Below are 16,860 nucleotides of genomic sequence, written 5' to 3' on the forward strand. Positions count from 1 at the left end.
CTCAAAACGCCATGAACCCAAGGTCAACCGAAGGCAACTACATTTGCAACACTGAAAAGTTGACTCCAACGCGCGATTATCTACGTCGCACTCCTATCAGTCGACCAGCTTCGCATGTTCGCTGATGCTGGTCCATCAGGAGGCTTATGGCCAATTGTTCTGCGCCCAGATGATCAGATCAACCATCGGTGATCCAGCAGCCGCGATGTTATTGTCTTCAGTCGAGAACGGAAAGCTATATTCTTCTTCTTGGCCTGAAACCTCGCCTACGATGTAGGGCCAACCGTCGTCCCACCACGCAAAGAAGGGTCCACCGGAGTCGCCCGGCGAGGAATCCCCGTTATCGGTCTCCAATTCCATCGCATCTCCGTCTTCGTCGTCGTCGTGGAAGCTGATACCACCTTGCCACGAGGGCTGCTCGGCGCTTGCCACGGCACCGGGATACCCAACAAGATTCCAGTAGTTTCCGTCGTTCCAGCCATCGTCGTAGGTCTTACTACCGAACCAGCCCAGCGAGTCGCCAAGCGGATCGTAGAGCTTCATCACACAGTAATCCCAGGCTGAAACTTGATCATTCGTGTTATAGCCCCAGTAGCTTTCCACGTATGAGTATACATTGGAGCCTAGGGTCGAAGAGCCGTTATAATACGCGGGTACGAACAATACCATCCACGGGTCCACCCCCCAGGGTGCCACGTGTCCGGCCGTCAATATCGTGTTACGGGTCACTAACGCACCCGATCCCGACCACGCCCAGTTGGGGTTGGAGGGATCCGTCCAGGCGAAGACCCGCCCGATGCACTGCCAGGGGTAGCCGGAGGGGAAGAACGGCTGGCGATCGTCGTTGCCGAATACGTAGTGCGGCCGAACCCGACGGCCATTGATGCGCCGCAGGTTTGCGCGGATGATCCCTGGTGACATCTTCGGATAGTGAACCAAATCAGCCCACTCAGGGCGATGCCCTTTGACTAAGCCGCCCGCCCCTTTGGTCTTCTTTACTTCATCGCGCGAGATGCGACCGGCTTCCATGCCGGGCAGCCCACGGATGGTGCTTTGTGCACGTATATTCCACGCACTCATCCCCTTCTTTTTTAGTGCAATCTTATAGAGGTTACTCTCCAATTTGTAGTCGCTTGCAGCTCCCACAACTGTCAGACTGTGCGAAGACTTAAGCGACTGTAACTCATTGGGAATGTCCATGCGCTTTATTACGTCTTTCAGTCGGATTACCTGATCTGGCATCAATGGTGGCTGAGACTTCGGTTTTTTTGGTTGCCATTTCTTCATTTCCATTGTCTTACTACTCCCTTGTGTGGTTAACTGTACCCACTCAGCCCCGTATTATCCGTCTCTTTTTGGCTTCCACGCGCCTTTTCATTGTTGTGGGGGCTCGTATACGAAGCCAATATTGGCCAATGACGCCGCACGATCTCAAGCGGCAGTGCAGCAGGAATCACTTAGACGTTCATAAGTAAGAATGCCTATAGTATCCCTTGATGTCATCCGGGGCTTGACCCGGAATCCAGTTTGCTGGGCCTGGATTCCCGCCTTCGCGGGAATGACATGGTGCTGTCCTGCTTATGAGCTCCTCAGTATGTCATCAACTCGCATGACTGGCCGCCATCCACCTCAGCCACGCTCGACGATCTGGGGAATTCGATCAACCACCTCCTCGATACGACGCCGGTCCCACAATCGACATTGGTTAGGCATGATTGTTGTCGTTCGTTGAGATCTCTCTCTGTTGTTTAGTTATTTATCGGACTTAGCTGCCTCTGTCTCGCTTGCTGGGCAACAGCGATATTCTTGTGACTTCTCGAGGAGATTGATCTGCTTCTTGAGCAACTCATTCTGGAGGCGTTTACGCTCAAGATCTAGCTCGATTTCCTTGAGCAGTGTCGGTTCGCACACGTCGCAGTCGTCCAGGCAGCCCTTCACCAGGATGCCCGGTGTCGGTAGCGATGACTGCTTCTGGAAAGAGTAGCGTGCTTTCGCTTCGTCCGAGACTTCGCCGGCGGCGTCCAGTAGCTTCTCCTGCGCAAGTTCCTTTTGTACCTGTTTGATGGCCTGCTGACGCTGAGCAATCGTGAATATCGGCGTAAGCTGGATCGCGGGCACCCCCGGTCCCTGTACCAGCGCGACCTCGCCCACTCCCGCCGTGGCCAACACGTTGATCGAAGTAACGCCGAGGCCGCGACTCGGCGCGACCGGATTGCCGGCAACGCGAGTGAAGTCCTTACTCGGATCGGCATCCATCATCACACGCAAGTCAATCGATTCGAGCGTGTACTTCACTATCTGCGTCTTGTTGATCTGATAGAACATGAAGGTGACCGCGTGGCATTTGTTCTTATTCTCGAACTCACGAGAGGAGGATTCGTAGTGGTCCTGGGACTCGGATTCCGTATGAGTGCGGCTTTGCGACTCGCCGATGGACACGCTCGCTGACTTGCGCGTGCCCATCTCAGCGGCATGAAAGGAGTTCTCCGCATGTTGCTGGTGTTCACCCAAGAATGAGGAGACGGAGTTGGAATCGAAGTTGCCGCTCATGTTGGCAGAGCCGCCCAGGCCGGTGATGTCGATGCCAGCATCGCCGTGACCGTCGACGTGCGCATGCGACTGATTGCTGGAGTTCGCGGTGTCCCGCGAGTTCGTGTCAAAGAGCGAATCGCTCATCTGCTGCATAAAAAAAGACTCTTCCGAGGACTGCGTGTTGCGATAGCCGAATTTCGTCGCGGTATCAAAGCTGAATTTTGAGCGTCGGTCGGATGTGAACAACTTTACCTTCTCTCCGGGCAAAAGGGTCGTGGTATAGGCGAGGTCACCAATCGCCAGTGGCCCACGACAGCGCGTCAGACGAAAATGGAATTTGACCTCCACCGGTATGTTCCGGTCAGCTACCACCGTTGGATAGGTCAGGCGATAATGGAAGTCGAGCACGTCGCACACGTCATTGGGTGCGAGTGTCGGGCAACAGGGAACGATGTGGGTATTGGTTTCGGTTTCGGTTGTCATATTTCTTCCTCCCACCTGAATGTTGCACCATTGTGTTGATTGCTGACTCCGCAGTCAACGTGCTCGCGTCCTAATTGCTACCGCAATGGATGTCGATCTTCTTACTTGGGGGTCACTTTTGCCCGCAAGCAGAAACCAACCCCCATTTCGTTGTAATGGCCCGAGCAACTGCTACTCACCAGTGCCCGGTCCCACGCTCCCAGCAATATGGTGTAGCCGCACGGCGTCATTCCGACGGTAGACAACGTGAAGGTTCCGCTGGTTCCGCCAGTATTCGTGCCGTCGTAAATTACCTCGCTCTGTCCGTAGTTGGCGTTGGACAGCACAACCGGGTTCTCCGGTTGTGGAATGCCCCCAACGGTGATGGGTACCAGAGCGATGCTGACGATGCCGAAGAACTCATCCGTCACGTCGTAGCTGCCCTTGATGATGTCTCCCACCTGCACATCACCACAGTCTCCCGACGGTGACGTAAGGGTAATGAACACCTCTGGCCGGAACTCCTGGATCGGGGGGCCGCCGGCAGTCAACTCAAAATGCGGATAGCCGTTGTAGACGTGGATCGTCTTGCTCTGCGGTGGGATCGACACGTAACTGGCTACGCCATCCCACTTGAAGCCACGGATTTCGATGGTATAGTTGCCTTCCGCGAGGCCTCCGGCCTCAAACACCGCCAACGTCCGCGGATTCACCGCCTGCAGATCTGACTCCCAGTAGATGTAGTACTGCGTTCCGGGGATACCACCCGGGACCGGACCCGGAGCAGGCACGACGTGTTGCATGTAGAACACCCCGCCCACCGCGTTCGGAGGATAAAGCTCGATGCCGAACGAGTCGGTGAGCTGGAAGGCCGTTCCGACAGGTGGAGTTACCCATGCCTGGTAGATGATGGGCTTGGCTCCTGGCGAGAGCATACCGGTGGTGTGATCGAAGACATCGATCTTTGGGATGAAATCACCCTCTGTAATGGTTTCACCGCCGAAGGGGCTATTGGGTTGCACGGGGGGACCGAGCCATGGGCTGCCCAGGCCAGGGCAGTCGCCCGCCACATATCCGAGACCCGGCGGAAACGGCGGCACGAAAACGGGATCAACCACGGCAAGGCCAGTCACATTGTCGATGTTTGCGACGGTCACCCGGCCGATGCGCATCAACCGCATCTCCTCACCCACACCGGCAACGATTTGCGGCTGAACATGGGTATTGAGAATATTTCCCCACACTGGAATGAAGTTCGGACCGGTGGGAGGCGTTTCCCAGGACAGAATCGCGCGCAGTGGGACGCCTTCCAAACCTTGGCACGGCGCCGATGTCAGGTTCGAAATCCGGAACACCGCGTAGCTGATCGGGTGTGCAGGGCTGGCCGCCGTCAGATCGTGGACCTGCACCTGCGCTGTGCCCAAAGCGTTCCAGGCTCCACCAAAGAAAGCGAAGAAGCTCACGTACTCCGTGCTGCCGGGTGTACACAACCCGCCGGAGTACCCGCTGCTCTGTTTCACCTGGATAATGCCTTCCAGCGCACGAGTGTGAGGGTTGTACCCCGCACAGGTCAATTCCTCAAAAGTTGTGTCGCCACTGGTTGCTTCGATTCCCGCCAGGATTGCACCTAGCTCCGCGCCTGCCACCAAGCCCACAGACACGGATAGTTCAACGGCTACCTTCGCCTTACCGGGTGCTGTTCCCGGCGGCGGTGCAGGGATTGGAGGCAGAGCCGTCGTGATCGGTCCTTTTGACAGTTTGGTTGCATCGCTAAACCCAAAGCGGTGGCCCGGAACTTTCTTGTCCGCATACAACGCCTTCAGCTCGCCGAAGCTCAGAGCCTTCGGCGGATTGGCTGGTAGCGGCTGTTTGGCATCCAGTTGCTTGAGCAGGTCTGGTTTAATGGAGAGCTCCTTTTCCACAATCAGCTCCCCGATCGGAACTTCAAACAGCAACAGGGGTGCCACCTGGACGTTGGCGCTGACCACGTTGCCCCACACAGGAATGAAGTTGGGATCGCCTGGAGTGGGTGCCCATTGCCACGACAGAATAGCGCGTACCTGGACGATATTCTCCGTTTGGCAGAACTTGCGCGCCTCACTGAAGTCCACCGAGACCGAGTAACTTAGTGGAAGCGGGCCGGCGAGATCGTACACCTGGACCGAGCTCAGACCCAGGTCATGCCAACCTGTCGCATCGCGCACGAAAAACCGCACGTATTCTGTTGTACCGGCGCCGCAGGCGTCGGTGCCGTAACCGAAATGCTGTTTGATGCGGACAACGCCTTCCAGAAGGCCGTTTCCCAAAGAGCCGGTGGGATTCAGGCCCAAGCACGTCAGTTCCTCGTAGGTCGTATCGCCACTGAGTGGTTTGATCGCCTTCCCGCCGAACTTGGGAAAGGTGCCAAAGTAATTGGGGTTGCCGAGAATGAGGTTGTTAAACTTTCCCCGCTCCGCCGGGATCGAGACTTTTTCCGTGGGAGACAAGCCTTCCCTCTTCGGGCTACTCTCTTTTGTCATGAACTCCTCCTTAGCTTGAAATCCGAAGTGGACCCCACTGCCAAGACATGAAGTGTGATCAGTTTAAGCCAAGCTCTCCCCCACGATTGAAGTAGACCTCCTCAGGTATGAAGTACGTCAGCGCCTGATCATGATTGCCACCAGATACAAAAAGCCGGCTCGCACCTGAATGTAGCTGATGTCCGTCGCCTATACGCGGCTTAGGACATGCGACTTCAAACTCAGGAAGCAAATACGGGGCCACCCTGGGATACGCGGCAACGATCCTGTATAAGTAGTCATAACAACAGCATTTTCTCCAGGTTTCTCTCATTCAGAGCTTTACCCTCTCGGCAGGGGGTATTACAGCGGGGTGTTACGCGTGCTTGAACTGATGCGGGGATAGGACAGCGGAGAAGCAGAGCAGGTAGGGATTAAGAGCGCATGGAAAATCACTACCTTAGCCGACGCCATTAGAGGCAGTAACGGGGGAGGAGCCGCGATCTTGAACTGTCACACCGCACTGTCACACCGGTGTCACATCGAGAGGGGGATGCTACAGTCTGCTGTCCGACAGCACCGGCGTGTCAAGGTCAGTTTTGCTACGACTGCTGATGATGTGGTATTTTGTTAACTTCCGATAGAGGGTCATCCGGGACCAACGCAGTTTCTGGGCGGCCTTACTCTTGTTCCACTGCGTCGCAAACAGGGCACTCAGAATCGACTCTTTCTCGGCAGTTGCGTTGCCCGCCCACCGGTGTCGATACTGTTCCGGCATGTGATCCAGGTCGATTATACCGGCATCAAGGTTCATCAGACACACCTCTGTCATATTCCTGAGCTCTCGGACGTTGCCTGGCCAGTCGTACTGGAGTAGCCGCTCAACCAGTTGGGGGGCGACTCCATATACCCGTTTAGCAAGCCCCGCATTGAGTTCACGGATAAAGTGTCTCAACAGAAGCGGGATATCGTCCCTCCTGGCCCTCAAGGGCGGCAGGTCGATGTACGCAACGTTCAAACGATAATAGAGATCTCGTCGAAACTTACCGGCAGCCATCAGCCCTTCCAGATCCTGGTTGGTAGCGGCGATGACGCGAAGATCGATGGTCACGTCCCTTCGCCCACCCACTCGTTGGATAGTTTTCTTCTCCAACAGCCGAAGCAGCTTCGCCTGGGCGGATAGCGACATGTCGCCGATCTCGTCCAGGAAGACCGTTCCCCCATCGGCTTGCTTGAGCTTCCCCTCGTAGGCGGCGTAGGCGCCGGTGAACGCCCCCCGCTCATAGCCGAATAACTCACTTTCCGTCAGAGATTCCGGAATCGCGGCGCAGTTGAGGCAGACGAGCAGCCTTCCGGCTCGCTCACCGTTTTTGTGAATCAGCTCAGCCACCAGTTCCTTGCCTGTGCCGGTTTCCCCCGTAATGAGCACGTTGCTATCGGTCGCCCCAACCTTGCGGATGAGGGTCTTGACCCCCCTCATCAGCGAACTCTCGCCGACCAGCCGATGTCCGTCAATCAAGTCGGGAGCGCCACCGGTCATGTCGATTGGTACCGGACGAATACGCGGCTCGCGTGAGGCTAAAAGCCGCCGAATGCTCTCCATAAGAGCGTCGGATGCAAACGGCTGCAGAAAGTAATCACCTATCCCCGCCCTGAGAGCTTCGATGACCAGCTTCTCGGAACTGAAGGCTGTAATGAGAATGACAGGTAGCCCTGGGTCCCGCAGTTTCATAAGTCTGGCCAGTTCCAAACCTGAGGGTTCACCGGGTAGCTTGTAATCGAGGATCGCCAGATCGACAGCAGTCAGGGCCAGGGTACGTAAGGCGTGTTCAGAATCCGAAGCGAGTATGGGGATGAAGCCGTGTTGTTCCAGGGCGGATTTCAGGAAGCCCAGCATGTGGGGATCAGCCTCGACGGCGAGAATCCGTGGCTTCTCCATTGGAAACCTCCCTGTCTCCCAATCAAAAGGGGTTGGAAGATCATGCGGGTGATGGTTCTATTCGCACAATGCTTATAACCTCAAGAGGAACGGTGAAGTCACGCAGCATAATCCATCGAGCTACACCCAGCGGTCTGGGGACTGAACGCGTTGAATTGTACGCAAGCCACGGGCCATCAGCGAGGTATTGGCAGAAAAAACCTCCAATCTCCATACAGTCAAGCGGTTATGAGACTCGGGTCTAGCCGCTTGCGACCGAGCGAGTCCCAAGTCAGTATGATTTTGTTACACTACAGTGTACGAAAGGATACCTCCATCTGCTTCGCTCCTTGACCAACAGGGCCCTCTGGCGTCGTATGGATGTAAAGGCGTCTGCGTCATCATCCTTCGACATTCGCTGGCAAGAGGTCGGCAACGTGATGGGTACGGTAGCATCTTCGTCCACGGAGTATCTGACTTCAGACAAAGGGCTATGGAACGGAGAAGATGTCTAGCGCTGGCGACGAACGGGAGGGCATCTCGCAATACAAAGCCCTCCGCAACATGTTACTCTACGGAGGGCTTGACCAATCAGAGCCGTGATGGCAGGTCGATATCGTCTCGGCTTCACTTCAGTCACCCCGGCGCCATGTTCAACACCTCCGAAGACGTATCGTCTTCAAGTAAGGAGCGGTTCCGTCACAATAATGAGATTTCTATCTGTGGAGCCGGCGGGGGGACTTGAACCCTCGACCTGCTGATTACGAATCAGCTGCTCTGCCAACTGAGCTACGCCGGCGGGAGAGTGCGACTACTATAGTCAAGGGCCTCAGAGCTGTCAAGCTGCAGGCGTTTCGGCGTCTTTCCGGCCGACCATAACCTCTGCTCCTCGTTCTATGCCGAGGAGCCGGGACGCATCCCCCTGATTTACGAAGATCTCCAGATAATCGGCGCTTCCAATGACCGCGCCAAGTGCGGCAGGGGCAACTTGGCCATAGTAGGCAACAACCGGAATCTCCATCTCAGAGACATACACCATGCATGCTGCCGGAGAATCCCCAGTCGCCAAGTGTTCCAGATCAACTCGGCCAATATTCGTCACCAGGTTACCGAACCGATCGATGTGGAGAATTTTCCCCCTGATTAATGAGGCCCCGGACGGCGCTGCGCGCGGGAGTACCAAACGGACATAGTCATTGATCGGTTCTCCGAACTCGGCGGGCTCAGCCCCAAGCGACAGATGCCCCGCTACGGGCGCAAAAATGTCGCGTCCGTGGAAGGTGGTGCTGACCGGCTGCAGGAAATACCGGACCGCGGCAACGGCCCTGACCTTCGACCCGGCCTTTTCTGCCAGCGGAGCCAGGAGTCCGTTGTCCGGGCCGATGAACAGATGGCCGTCGCAGGTGACGAGTATCGGCCGACGAGGCCCGCCTACCCCAGGATCAACGACTGCAACATGGATCGTGCCGGCGGGGAAGTAGCGGTAGGACGCGATGAGCTGAAATGTCGCTTCGGCAGCGTCGTACGCCTTGCCGCTATGGCACAGATCGACAAGCGCCGCATCGGGGTTGATCCCGAGGATCACCCCTTTCATGATACCAACGAATGGGTCGCTCAACCCGAAATCCGTCAGCAACGTGACGACTCGGCGCGTGTCCCCTCCCATCCTATCCTCGGACTTTCATTAGAAGACCAGTGGCCTCGGCAACGATTGCCCCGTCCTCCTGCTCGGCCCACCCCTTCGTCGTGACCGTCCTGCTATCCTGCTTTACGATCTGACCGTAAAAGATCAACCGCGCGCCGATAGCGGCCGGGCGCCTGAGCCTCATCTCAAGCTTGGTCGTCACGGCCATGATCTGCCGCAAGTAGGCGTTGTTCACCATCACCTCGTCAAGAATGGTCGCAATAATCCCTCCATGCAGGATATCTTTCCAGCCTTGAAACCTCTTCGGTGGGATAAACTCGGTCCGGATCCGATCATCGCCAACCAACTCGAAATGCAGGTGCAGGCCGTCTGCATTCTGCTTGCCGCAGACAAAACACATCTGATCGTCTTCGTAATTCATGGGCTCTTCCTGCGCTTTTTCCGTTGACTTTTACGAGTTGACCCTTTACAAGTAATGACCGGAGGCGACTGACGACGCCAGTGCCGAAGTGGCGGAATTGGTAGACGCGCTGCGTTCAGGGCGCAGTGAGCGTATGCTCATCGGGGTTCGAGTCCCCGCTTCGGCACCATCAGTTTCAAGAACTCACGGGCCTCAGATATCTGAGGCCCTTCGTATTTAAAAAAGACAATCGACTTTCTTCGAGAGGTTTACCTCTGCTCGGCTCAGAGCAACTCGAGGAATTGTTCGATGGTAAGCCCAGCCTGATCGATTATCGATTCAAGGGTCCTACGCTTGAGGTCTCTGGTGTGGAAAGGGATGGTAACTCGAAGCGTGGGGTTGCCTGGATACTTAAGAACGTAATGGCTTCCTGATGCATGATGGAGAAGAAAGCCAGCTCTTTGTAGAGCCCGAAGAACCTGCCGTGGCATGAGGGCAGGCAACCGCCGCTTCATGCAGCTTCAAAGGCTACCCTCACCTTCTCCTTGACCGGTTTCAGCTTAATCTCTCTATCAGGCGGAACAGGAAGCCCGTCCTTACGCAGACTTTCAAGGTAAGCTCGGATGGCGTCCTGAGCCATCTCGCGCGCCTCTGCGAGGGTATCGCCCTCTGTCACAAGACCAGGCAGCGCTGGGCAGGTCACAACGTACCCGCCCTCTTCGGCAGGCTCAAAAAGGACCGTGTAGCTATACTCCTTAGCTCCCAAATTTCGCGTCCTCCTTATGGATACCCTGTAGCTGCAATTTTTGTATCACAACGATATGGACCCGTCAACGAAGTAGAGATGCATTATTTCACGGACTGTCAAGTGTTGGTTGATGCGCAGCTCGCAGAGTGACTCACTCAGGGTCTTACATCGAAGGGCTGAGTGAGGTCTGGGGTGACCCTACCCACGCTTTCAAGCCGGTACTTGGCGCGCCCGCAGGGTCCGCTCCGCGCACGGTCCGCTGCCGTCCCGCCAGAATTATGCCAACCAACATTTCCCGGTAACGGCGGGTTTCAGAAGGCCTTGACAGGTCGTCGGAAGCACGTGACAATAGCCCCGCTCGTTAGAGATTTCATGGGCGTGGCCGATCAGCATACTCAGCAGTTAGACGACGAAACTAGGCAATCAAGATGAGCGGACATCCATTCACGCCACCCGAGGTACATAAATCGGCATTTCATTGCCCGAGGTGTAACGCGTACGCGAAACAGCTCTGGGGCAGGGCTCACGCAAATTTTACCGGCCTGCACTTTGAAGAGGTCGGTGGGGTGACTTTCGGTTGGTGTACACATTGCCAGCAGGAATCCATTTGGGTTGACACAACGTTGATCCATCCCGCTGCAACACAAGCGCCGCCACCGAATTCAGATTTGCCAGAAACCATACGAGAAGATTATGACGAAGCGAGTTCCATAGTCGGCCATTCTCCGCGTGGCGCGGCAGCGCTTCTTCGACTTTGCATTCAAAAACTGTGCAAGCACCTGGGCGGATCTGGGAAGAACATAAATGACGATATTTCTCTGCTTGTGAAGCAGGGTCTAAATCCAAAAATTCAGAAAAGCCTCGACATCGTTAGAGTTATTGGTAATGAGGCGGTCCACCCAGGCACCATAGACCTGAATGACAAGCCGGAGACGGCCATTGCCTTATTTCATCTGATCAATGTCATTGCGGAAGCAATGATTACTCAGCCGAAGATGATCGAGACTCTCTATGGAAGCCTTCCTGAGGATAAGCGTGACCAAATCAGTCAACGAGACAAGAAGTCGTCTAACTAACTGCTGGTGCGGACGGGCCACTAGCATCACGCGACTTCGCTTGTCTGTGCCAGCCCATTGCACAGCAACACATTAGGTCGCGCGATGGTGTTCGATTTTCGGGAGGATACCAGTGATGTTTAAGGGAGCGGTCACCTTCGTTGCAGCAATCAAAGGCAACGGTCTAAAGTTTGAGTCGTTCGAGTTTAACCCTGACGAAGCGAGCGTCGAGAAAGTCGACATTGTGGGGCAGAATGGAGAGGAAATACGAACCACTGTCTACTTGAGCTCAGTTGCATCGCACGACGAAGGGAGAGCTCTTGCGGCGAAAGTGACCGAGAAAGCCTTGGACCGGATGAGTATCCGGCATAATCTTGCCATAGAGAAGGCCCGAATGACCGAAGACCAGTTCTCCCCGCTGAACTCTAAACCCGGTGTACTGGAAGTTGCAGCCGGTTCAGTCGTCTGCGTCGGGTTCGCCGCTAAACTTGTCCTTGGTATTCCCCCTGCCGAACTTAAGGCGGAGCTGGAGAAGCCCTCGCTACCTGGCGAGGATTATTTTGGGCTTTTTCGTTCAGCTTGTCAGTCGACCGGTCCGGTGGAGGCATTCATGCACCTCTACAACATACTCCTAATGCTCCGTAAAGACCAAGCCGGTGTCGATGCGTTCATCATCACGAAAGACCCTACTGTGCCGCAGACCCCGCAGCCTGGTAAGCCAAAGGTTACGGAGACGGTCTATACGCGCCTCCGAAACGAATTGGGTCACCATCGCGCAGGTGTGAACCTAGACAACACGAAGGCGGAAATGGCTACTCGGCTCGGAGGCTTGATGTCACTTACAGCACAAGCTATCCAATTGTGTAATTCCGGGTAGCCGGTATGCCCGAAAGTAAGCCCGCGATTTCTCGCTCCCCCCTCCTCTACCCCACTACAGCAAAGCTTGCCATCGCCCCAACCTGTTGGAATCGAAGCATTTCGATAGCTTAAGAGACGGAGCACCCGCCTTCATGGCGCCGTGAGCGTATGCTCATCGGGGTTCGAGTCCCTGCTTCGGCACCACATCATATCGCTGGCTCTTCCGGAAGTCGTGTGGGTGACTGCATGGTGTGTAACGGTGCCATTCAGGTCGTAGGGTGTATAGACCGGAGTCGAGGGTAACAGGTATTCGGGGACAAAGTGACACCGTAATAGTCATTCATCGCGGTGACCCATCGTTGGGAGGCAATATCGATTTTACGATCCTGACGCCCTTGCAGCTTTCCACCGTTCGGCGGCCTCCAGAATCTCCCGGGCATGGTGCAGAGGGGTATCCGATCGCTCCGTTGCGCCGAGCATCCTGGCAATCTCGCAAATCCGTTCTTCGCCCTCCAGCAGCTCGACAGCGATTTCAGTGCGAGCTCCCTTCACACGCTTGACAATCGAAAAATGACGGTCGGCCAAGGCCGCAATCTGCGGCAGGTGCGTGATGGAGAGGACCTGCCGCTCTTGCGCGATCGTCCAGAGCTTCTGGCCTACTACCGCAGCCATCCCGCCGCCGATCCCTACATCCACCTCATCAAAGACCAGCGTCGGTATCCGATCAGAAGCCGCAAGGATGGCCTTGACGGCCAGCATCACCCGGGACAGCTCGCCGCCAGAGGCGATACGGCCCAGCGGCTTCAGTTCTTCGCCGGGATTCGGGGCGATCAGGAACTCCACCTCGTCTGCCCCATGTGCCTCCAGCCCGGAACCGCCGGACTCGGAATGCGGCCTGACTTGGACGGCAAAGGCCGCCTTTTCCATCCTCAGAGCCTGTAGTTGCTCCTGCACTGCCTTGGCCAGCCGCTCGGCCGCCGCTCTCCGGCGCGCGGTGAGGCCAGCCGCTCGCTGCGCGAGCGTCCCTTCCAGCGTTGCCAGTTCCCGCTCCACTTCTTGGCCTCGCTGTTCTGAACTCGTCAGACGCTGCAACTCCTCTTCAGCCGACTTTGCACATTCGAGAATCTCGGCAATTGAGTCGCCGTATTTTCGTTTCAATTTGCCGATCTCGTGCAGGCGTCCCTCCACTTGCTCCAGGCGCTCGGGGTCAAAGGCCACATCCTCCCTGTAGTCCCTGAGCTGGGCCGCCGCATCCTCAACCGACGCGATGGCCGCCTCGCAGGCATCCACCATCCCATGCAGCCTCGGATCGATACGCTGCGCATCTTTCAGCTTTGAAGCAATCGCGGCCAGGCGGCCCGCCACCGAGCCCTGCTCTCCATACAGACCCTCGTATCCCAGGTGCGCCGCAGCGTGCAGCCGCTCGGCGTGCATGAGAATCGTCCGTTCCTGGATGAGCGCTTCTTCCTCCCCCTCGACGAGGCGCGCGGCTGCGATCTCCCCCCGCTGATACTGAAGTTGATCAAGTCGCTGCGCCTTCTCCCGCTCGCCCGCGCGGAGAACATCCATCTCCACCCTCAGAGCCTGCCGCCTGCCGTACAGCGCGCGGAACGCCGCCACATCATCTGTCAGACCGCCGTACGCGTCGAGGAGCAGCCGCTGGCGGGAAGGCTGGGTCAGGGCCACCCCCTGGTGCTGGCCATGGACGTCGACCAGGAGTTCGCCGAGGCTCCGAAGCCACGCCGACGACGAGAGGCGGCCATTCAGGTAGGCCTTGCTCTTCCCCTCCCGGAGGAGTACGCGCCGTACGACCAGGAATTCATCCGGCGGACAGTCGATCCCACTGTCGGCGAGCAGTCCACGAGCCTCCTCGTCGCAGCGATCGAACGCGGCCTCCACCGTCGTCCCGTCGGCCCCGGTGCGGATCTGCTCCGCCTCGCCCCTCATCCCTAGCGTGAGTCCCAAGGCGTCGATGATGATCGACTTGCCTGCCCCAGTCTCGCCGGTCAGGACGTTCAAGCCGGGGCCGAACTCAACCCGAAGCTCGTCGATCAGGGCGAAATCCGTAATGTGGAGCTCGCGGAGCACGGCGTTAACGCTCGCCCCATTTCAGCTTTGTACGGAGGATCTGAAAATAGTCTTTCCCGGGCGCCTTGAGTAGCGTAATGGTATGGTCTGAGCGGACGACCTTGATCACATCGCGATGGCGGAGGGTAAATCCGACTTGGCCGTCCATGGTCAGGCAGGTGTTCTCGTCCGTTGAGCTCTGAACGATCTCTATCTTTGCGGTATCCGGAATCACAATAGGACGTAGCGTGAGCGTATGAGGGCAGATCGGGGCCACGACGAGCGCGCGAAGGGTCGGATAAACAATCGGCCCGCCGGCCGCCAGACAGTAGGCGGTGGAGCCGGTCGGAGTAGAAAGGATGAGGCCGTCGGCGCGGAAGGTCGTCACATATCGCCCGTCGATATAGGTCTCCAGCTCGATCATTCGGGCCAGCACACCCTTGTTGATGACCGCGTCATTGAGTGCAACATACTCGGCGATCCGCTCCCCCTGCCGGTAGACTGTCGCGGTCAGCAAAATCCGCTGGGTCACCTCATAGGTTCCCTGCAACACGGCATCCAGCGTTGAGTAGATCTCCTCCAGGGTGACCTCGGTCAAAAACCCGAGGCCGCCAAGGTTCACTCCCAGGATCGGCACGTCACGCGTCCCGACCAGACGCGCCACCGACAGGAGCGTTCCGTCCCCCCCCAGAACCAATAGGAGATCTACAAGTCTAGGCAGATCAGGCTTCGACTGAGCGCCGGTAATCCCGGCCAATTTGGCGGTCTCCTCGTCCGGGACCGCCTCCACACCCTTGGCCGTGAGCCACGGTAGCAGCTCCTGGAGGATGGCCCGGGCCTCCGGCTTGTGGAGCTTGGCAATGATACCGATCCGTTTCATGCGCCTTCCCTTCGACCGGGATCAGGGCTGGCCCCAACCGCCTGTTCGGCCGCCTCTTCGGGCGTGACACTTATCCCGATCTTACTTAAATAGATGAAAAACTCGCGGTTTCCCTTTGGTCCGAGCAGGCAGGAAGGGGCCGCACCAAGGATCCGCAGCCCCAATTCCACGGATCGCCTGCCGACCTTTGTAATGACCAGCCGATGCGCCTCGGGATCACGGACTACGCCCCCTTTTCCGACGTGACCCTTCCCGACCTCGAATTGCGGCTTGATCAGCGCCAGGATATCGCCGGAATCGGCAAGAAGCGATGGGAGAACCGGGAGAATGGAGGCAAGAGAGATAAACGAAAGGTCTACAGTTGCAAGATCCGGTCGATCCGGGAAGTCGGTCGGCAGGAGGGTCAGTGCGTGAGTCCGTTCCATGACGACGACCCGTGGATCGGCCCTGAGCCTCGCATCGAGCTGTCCGCGCCCAACATCAACAGCATAGACGTGGGCGGCGCCATGCTGAAGCAGACAGTCAGTAAATCCACCCGTTGATGCGCCGAGATCGAGGCAGACGCGCCCGGTGACGGAGATGGCAAATCTTTCCAGAGCACCCTGAAGCTTGACACCCCCGCGCCCCACGTACGGGTGCTCGGGAACCACAAGTGCAATCCGAGCTTCTTCCGGCACCAAGGTTCCCGCCTTGTCCACCATCCGGCCGTCTACCAGCACAACTCCCGCCAGGATCAGCGCCCTGGCCCGCTCGCGGCTCGCAGCCAGACCTTGCTCCTGCATCGCCAGGTCCAGTCGGATTCGGCCGGCCTTCTTCGCAACCGGCCAGTCGGCATTCGAGAGCAGGCGTCGGCTCACAGCCGCCATGCGTCATCACCTCCGCCGCATCACGACAAAATCGGCAATCGCGCTCAGTATGGCCCCGCGATCGCCAAAGATGACGAGGCTCTGCTTCGCCTCGGACACGAGGCGGTGGGCCCATCGCCGCGACTCTTCGATCCCGAGAAGAGCCGGGAACGTAGCCTTTTTTTTGCGTAGATCACTCCCAGCCTGTTTCCCTAGCGCCTCCAGGCTTCCCTCTACATCCAGGATATCATCCACAATCTGGAAGGCCAGTCCGATCCGCTCGCCGTACCGCGTCAGGGCTTCCAACTGCTCCGGACCGGCTGCCGCGAGAATCCCGCCCACCCGCAGGCAGCCTCGAATCAGGGCGCCGGTCTTATGCGTATGCAGATACTGCAGCGTCGGTAGATCTATCTCACGATCCTCATTCAGGATGTCTACAACCTGACCGCCAACCATCCCCTTACTGCCCGCAGCTTGGGCGATCTCCTGGATGACCTTGAGGTGGGCTTCCGGGCCATGCCCTCCCTTTGGTAAAGGGGGACACGGGGGGATTTCCGCCGACAGGAGAATGAAGGCTTGCGTCAGTAGCGCGTCCCCCGCCAGGATGGCCATCGCGTCGCCGTAGACCCTGTGGCAGGTCGGTCGTCCACGCCGAAAGTCATCGTCGTCCATGGCCGGCAGGTCATCATGAATCAGGGAATAGGTGTGGATCATCTCGATGGCGGCCGCTGCGCCAAGCGCCTGTTCTGCCTGTCCGCCTGCAGCCTCTGCCGCCGCCAAGACCAGGATCGGCCGCAGTCGCTTACCCCCCGCAAAGACACTGTAGCGAACCGCCTCATGGATCTCCTTCGGGGGGTCACCCGTCCCGGGGAGGTATCGCTCCAGGGCCTCATCGACGAGGACCCGCCGCTCCTCCAGATACCGTTCCAACTCATCCGACGTCACGATTGCT

Annotated in this window: 14 protein-coding genes and 2 tRNA genes; 3 read left to right on the forward strand and 13 right to left on the reverse strand. The window is 57.5% G+C overall.

The window, feature by feature from the left end; genetic code table 11:
- Positions 1-144: 144 nt before the first annotated feature.
- The 7 genes from KGL31_10780 to KGL31_10810 all read right to left on the reverse strand — a co-directional run bounded on the left by KGL31_10780 (position 145) and on the right by KGL31_10810 (position 9,476).
- The gene (locus tag KGL31_10780; GenBank protein MDE2322379.1) at positions 145-1,293 is read right to left on the reverse strand and encodes a trypsin-like serine protease; all 1,149 of its coding nucleotides are present in this window, start codon (positions 1,291-1,293) and stop codon (positions 145-147) included.
- A 459-nt stretch (positions 1,294-1,752) separates the two neighbouring features.
- Entirely contained in the window at positions 1,753-3,015 is a 1,263-nt protein-coding gene (locus KGL31_10785) for a hypothetical protein (GenBank protein ID MDE2322380.1), read from the reverse strand.
- A 101-nt stretch (positions 3,016-3,116) separates the two neighbouring features.
- Positions 3,117-5,513 carry a hypothetical protein gene (locus KGL31_10790; protein MDE2322381.1) on the reverse strand — a complete coding sequence of 799 codons (2,397 nt, stop codon included), beginning with the start codon at positions 5,511-5,513 and terminating at the stop codon, positions 3,117-3,119.
- A gap of 535 nt (positions 5,514-6,048) precedes the next feature.
- Positions 6,049-7,431: a sigma-54-dependent Fis family transcriptional regulator gene (locus KGL31_10795; protein MDE2322382.1), complete on the reverse strand. Its 1,383-nt coding sequence runs from the start codon at positions 7,429-7,431 to the stop codon at positions 6,049-6,051.
- Between the two features lie 702 nt (positions 7,432-8,133).
- Positions 8,134-8,209, reverse strand: a tRNA-Thr gene (locus KGL31_10800).
- Positions 8,210-8,248: 39 nt separating this feature from the next.
- Positions 8,249-9,076, reverse strand: a complete 828-nt coding sequence (locus KGL31_10805) for an SAM-dependent chlorinase/fluorinase (protein MDE2322383.1) — start codon at positions 9,074-9,076, stop codon at positions 8,249-8,251.
- Between the two features lies 1 nt (position 9,077).
- Positions 9,078-9,476 (reverse strand): PaaI family thioesterase, encoded by a 399-nt coding sequence (locus tag KGL31_10810; protein ID MDE2322384.1) that lies wholly within the window; start codon positions 9,474-9,476, stop codon positions 9,078-9,080.
- Between the two features lie 82 nt (positions 9,477-9,558).
- On the opposite strand from KGL31_10810, the gene KGL31_10815 reads away from it, so the two are divergent.
- Positions 9,559-9,645, forward strand: a tRNA-Leu gene (locus KGL31_10815).
- 94 nt (positions 9,646-9,739) lie between these two features.
- Here the strand turns inward: KGL31_10815 and KGL31_10820 are convergent.
- Together KGL31_10820 and KGL31_10825 are read right to left on the reverse strand one after the other, a co-directional pair.
- A complete protein-coding gene (locus tag KGL31_10820; protein MDE2322385.1) occupies positions 9,740-9,970 on the reverse strand; it encodes a type II toxin-antitoxin system HicA family toxin in 231 nt (76 codons plus the stop codon).
- On the reverse strand, positions 9,967-10,221 hold the full coding sequence (locus tag KGL31_10825) for a type II toxin-antitoxin system HicB family antitoxin (GenBank protein MDE2322386.1): 255 nt from the start codon (positions 10,219-10,221) through the stop codon (positions 9,967-9,969). The genes KGL31_10820 and KGL31_10825 overlap by 4 nt, the downstream gene beginning before the upstream one ends.
- A gap of 410 nt (positions 10,222-10,631) precedes the next feature.
- Here KGL31_10825 and KGL31_10830 point away from each other — a divergent pair, with 410 nt between their 5' ends.
- Together KGL31_10830 and KGL31_10835 are read left to right on the forward strand one after the other, a co-directional pair.
- A complete protein-coding gene (locus tag KGL31_10830) occupies positions 10,632-11,279 on the forward strand; it encodes a DUF4145 domain-containing protein (protein ID MDE2322387.1) in 648 nt (215 codons plus the stop codon).
- Between the two features lie 115 nt (positions 11,280-11,394).
- Positions 11,395-12,135, forward strand: coding sequence for a hypothetical protein (locus KGL31_10835; protein MDE2322388.1), 741 nt, complete (start codon positions 11,395-11,397; stop codon positions 12,133-12,135).
- A gap of 359 nt (positions 12,136-12,494) precedes the next feature.
- Here the strand turns inward: KGL31_10835 and recN are convergent, their stop codons facing one another.
- Genes recN through KGL31_10855 form a run of 4 tightly spaced genes read right to left on the reverse strand, consistent with a single transcriptional unit; the run spans position 12,495 to position 16,853 of the window.
- Entirely contained in the window at positions 12,495-14,204 is a 1,710-nt protein-coding gene (gene recN, locus KGL31_10840) for a DNA repair protein RecN (GenBank protein MDE2322389.1), read from the reverse strand.
- Between the two features lie 4 nt (positions 14,205-14,208).
- Positions 14,209-15,063, reverse strand: a complete 855-nt coding sequence (locus KGL31_10845) for an NAD(+)/NADH kinase (protein ID MDE2322390.1) — start codon at positions 15,061-15,063, stop codon at positions 14,209-14,211.
- Positions 15,060-15,929 carry a TlyA family RNA methyltransferase gene (locus tag KGL31_10850; protein MDE2322391.1) on the reverse strand — a complete coding sequence of 290 codons (870 nt, stop codon included), beginning with the start codon at positions 15,927-15,929 and terminating at the stop codon, positions 15,060-15,062. The genes KGL31_10845 and KGL31_10850 overlap by 4 nt, the downstream gene beginning before the upstream one ends.
- 6 nt (positions 15,930-15,935) lie before the next feature.
- Positions 15,936-16,853 carry a polyprenyl synthetase family protein gene (locus KGL31_10855; protein MDE2322392.1) on the reverse strand — a complete coding sequence of 306 codons (918 nt, stop codon included), beginning with the start codon at positions 16,851-16,853 and terminating at the stop codon, positions 15,936-15,938.
- Positions 16,854-16,860: the final 7 nt, after the last annotated feature.

It is taken from the genome of Candidatus Methylomirabilota bacterium (assembly GCA_028870115.1).
Taxonomy (GTDB): domain Bacteria; phylum Methylomirabilota; class Methylomirabilia; order Methylomirabilales; family Methylomirabilaceae; genus Methylomirabilis.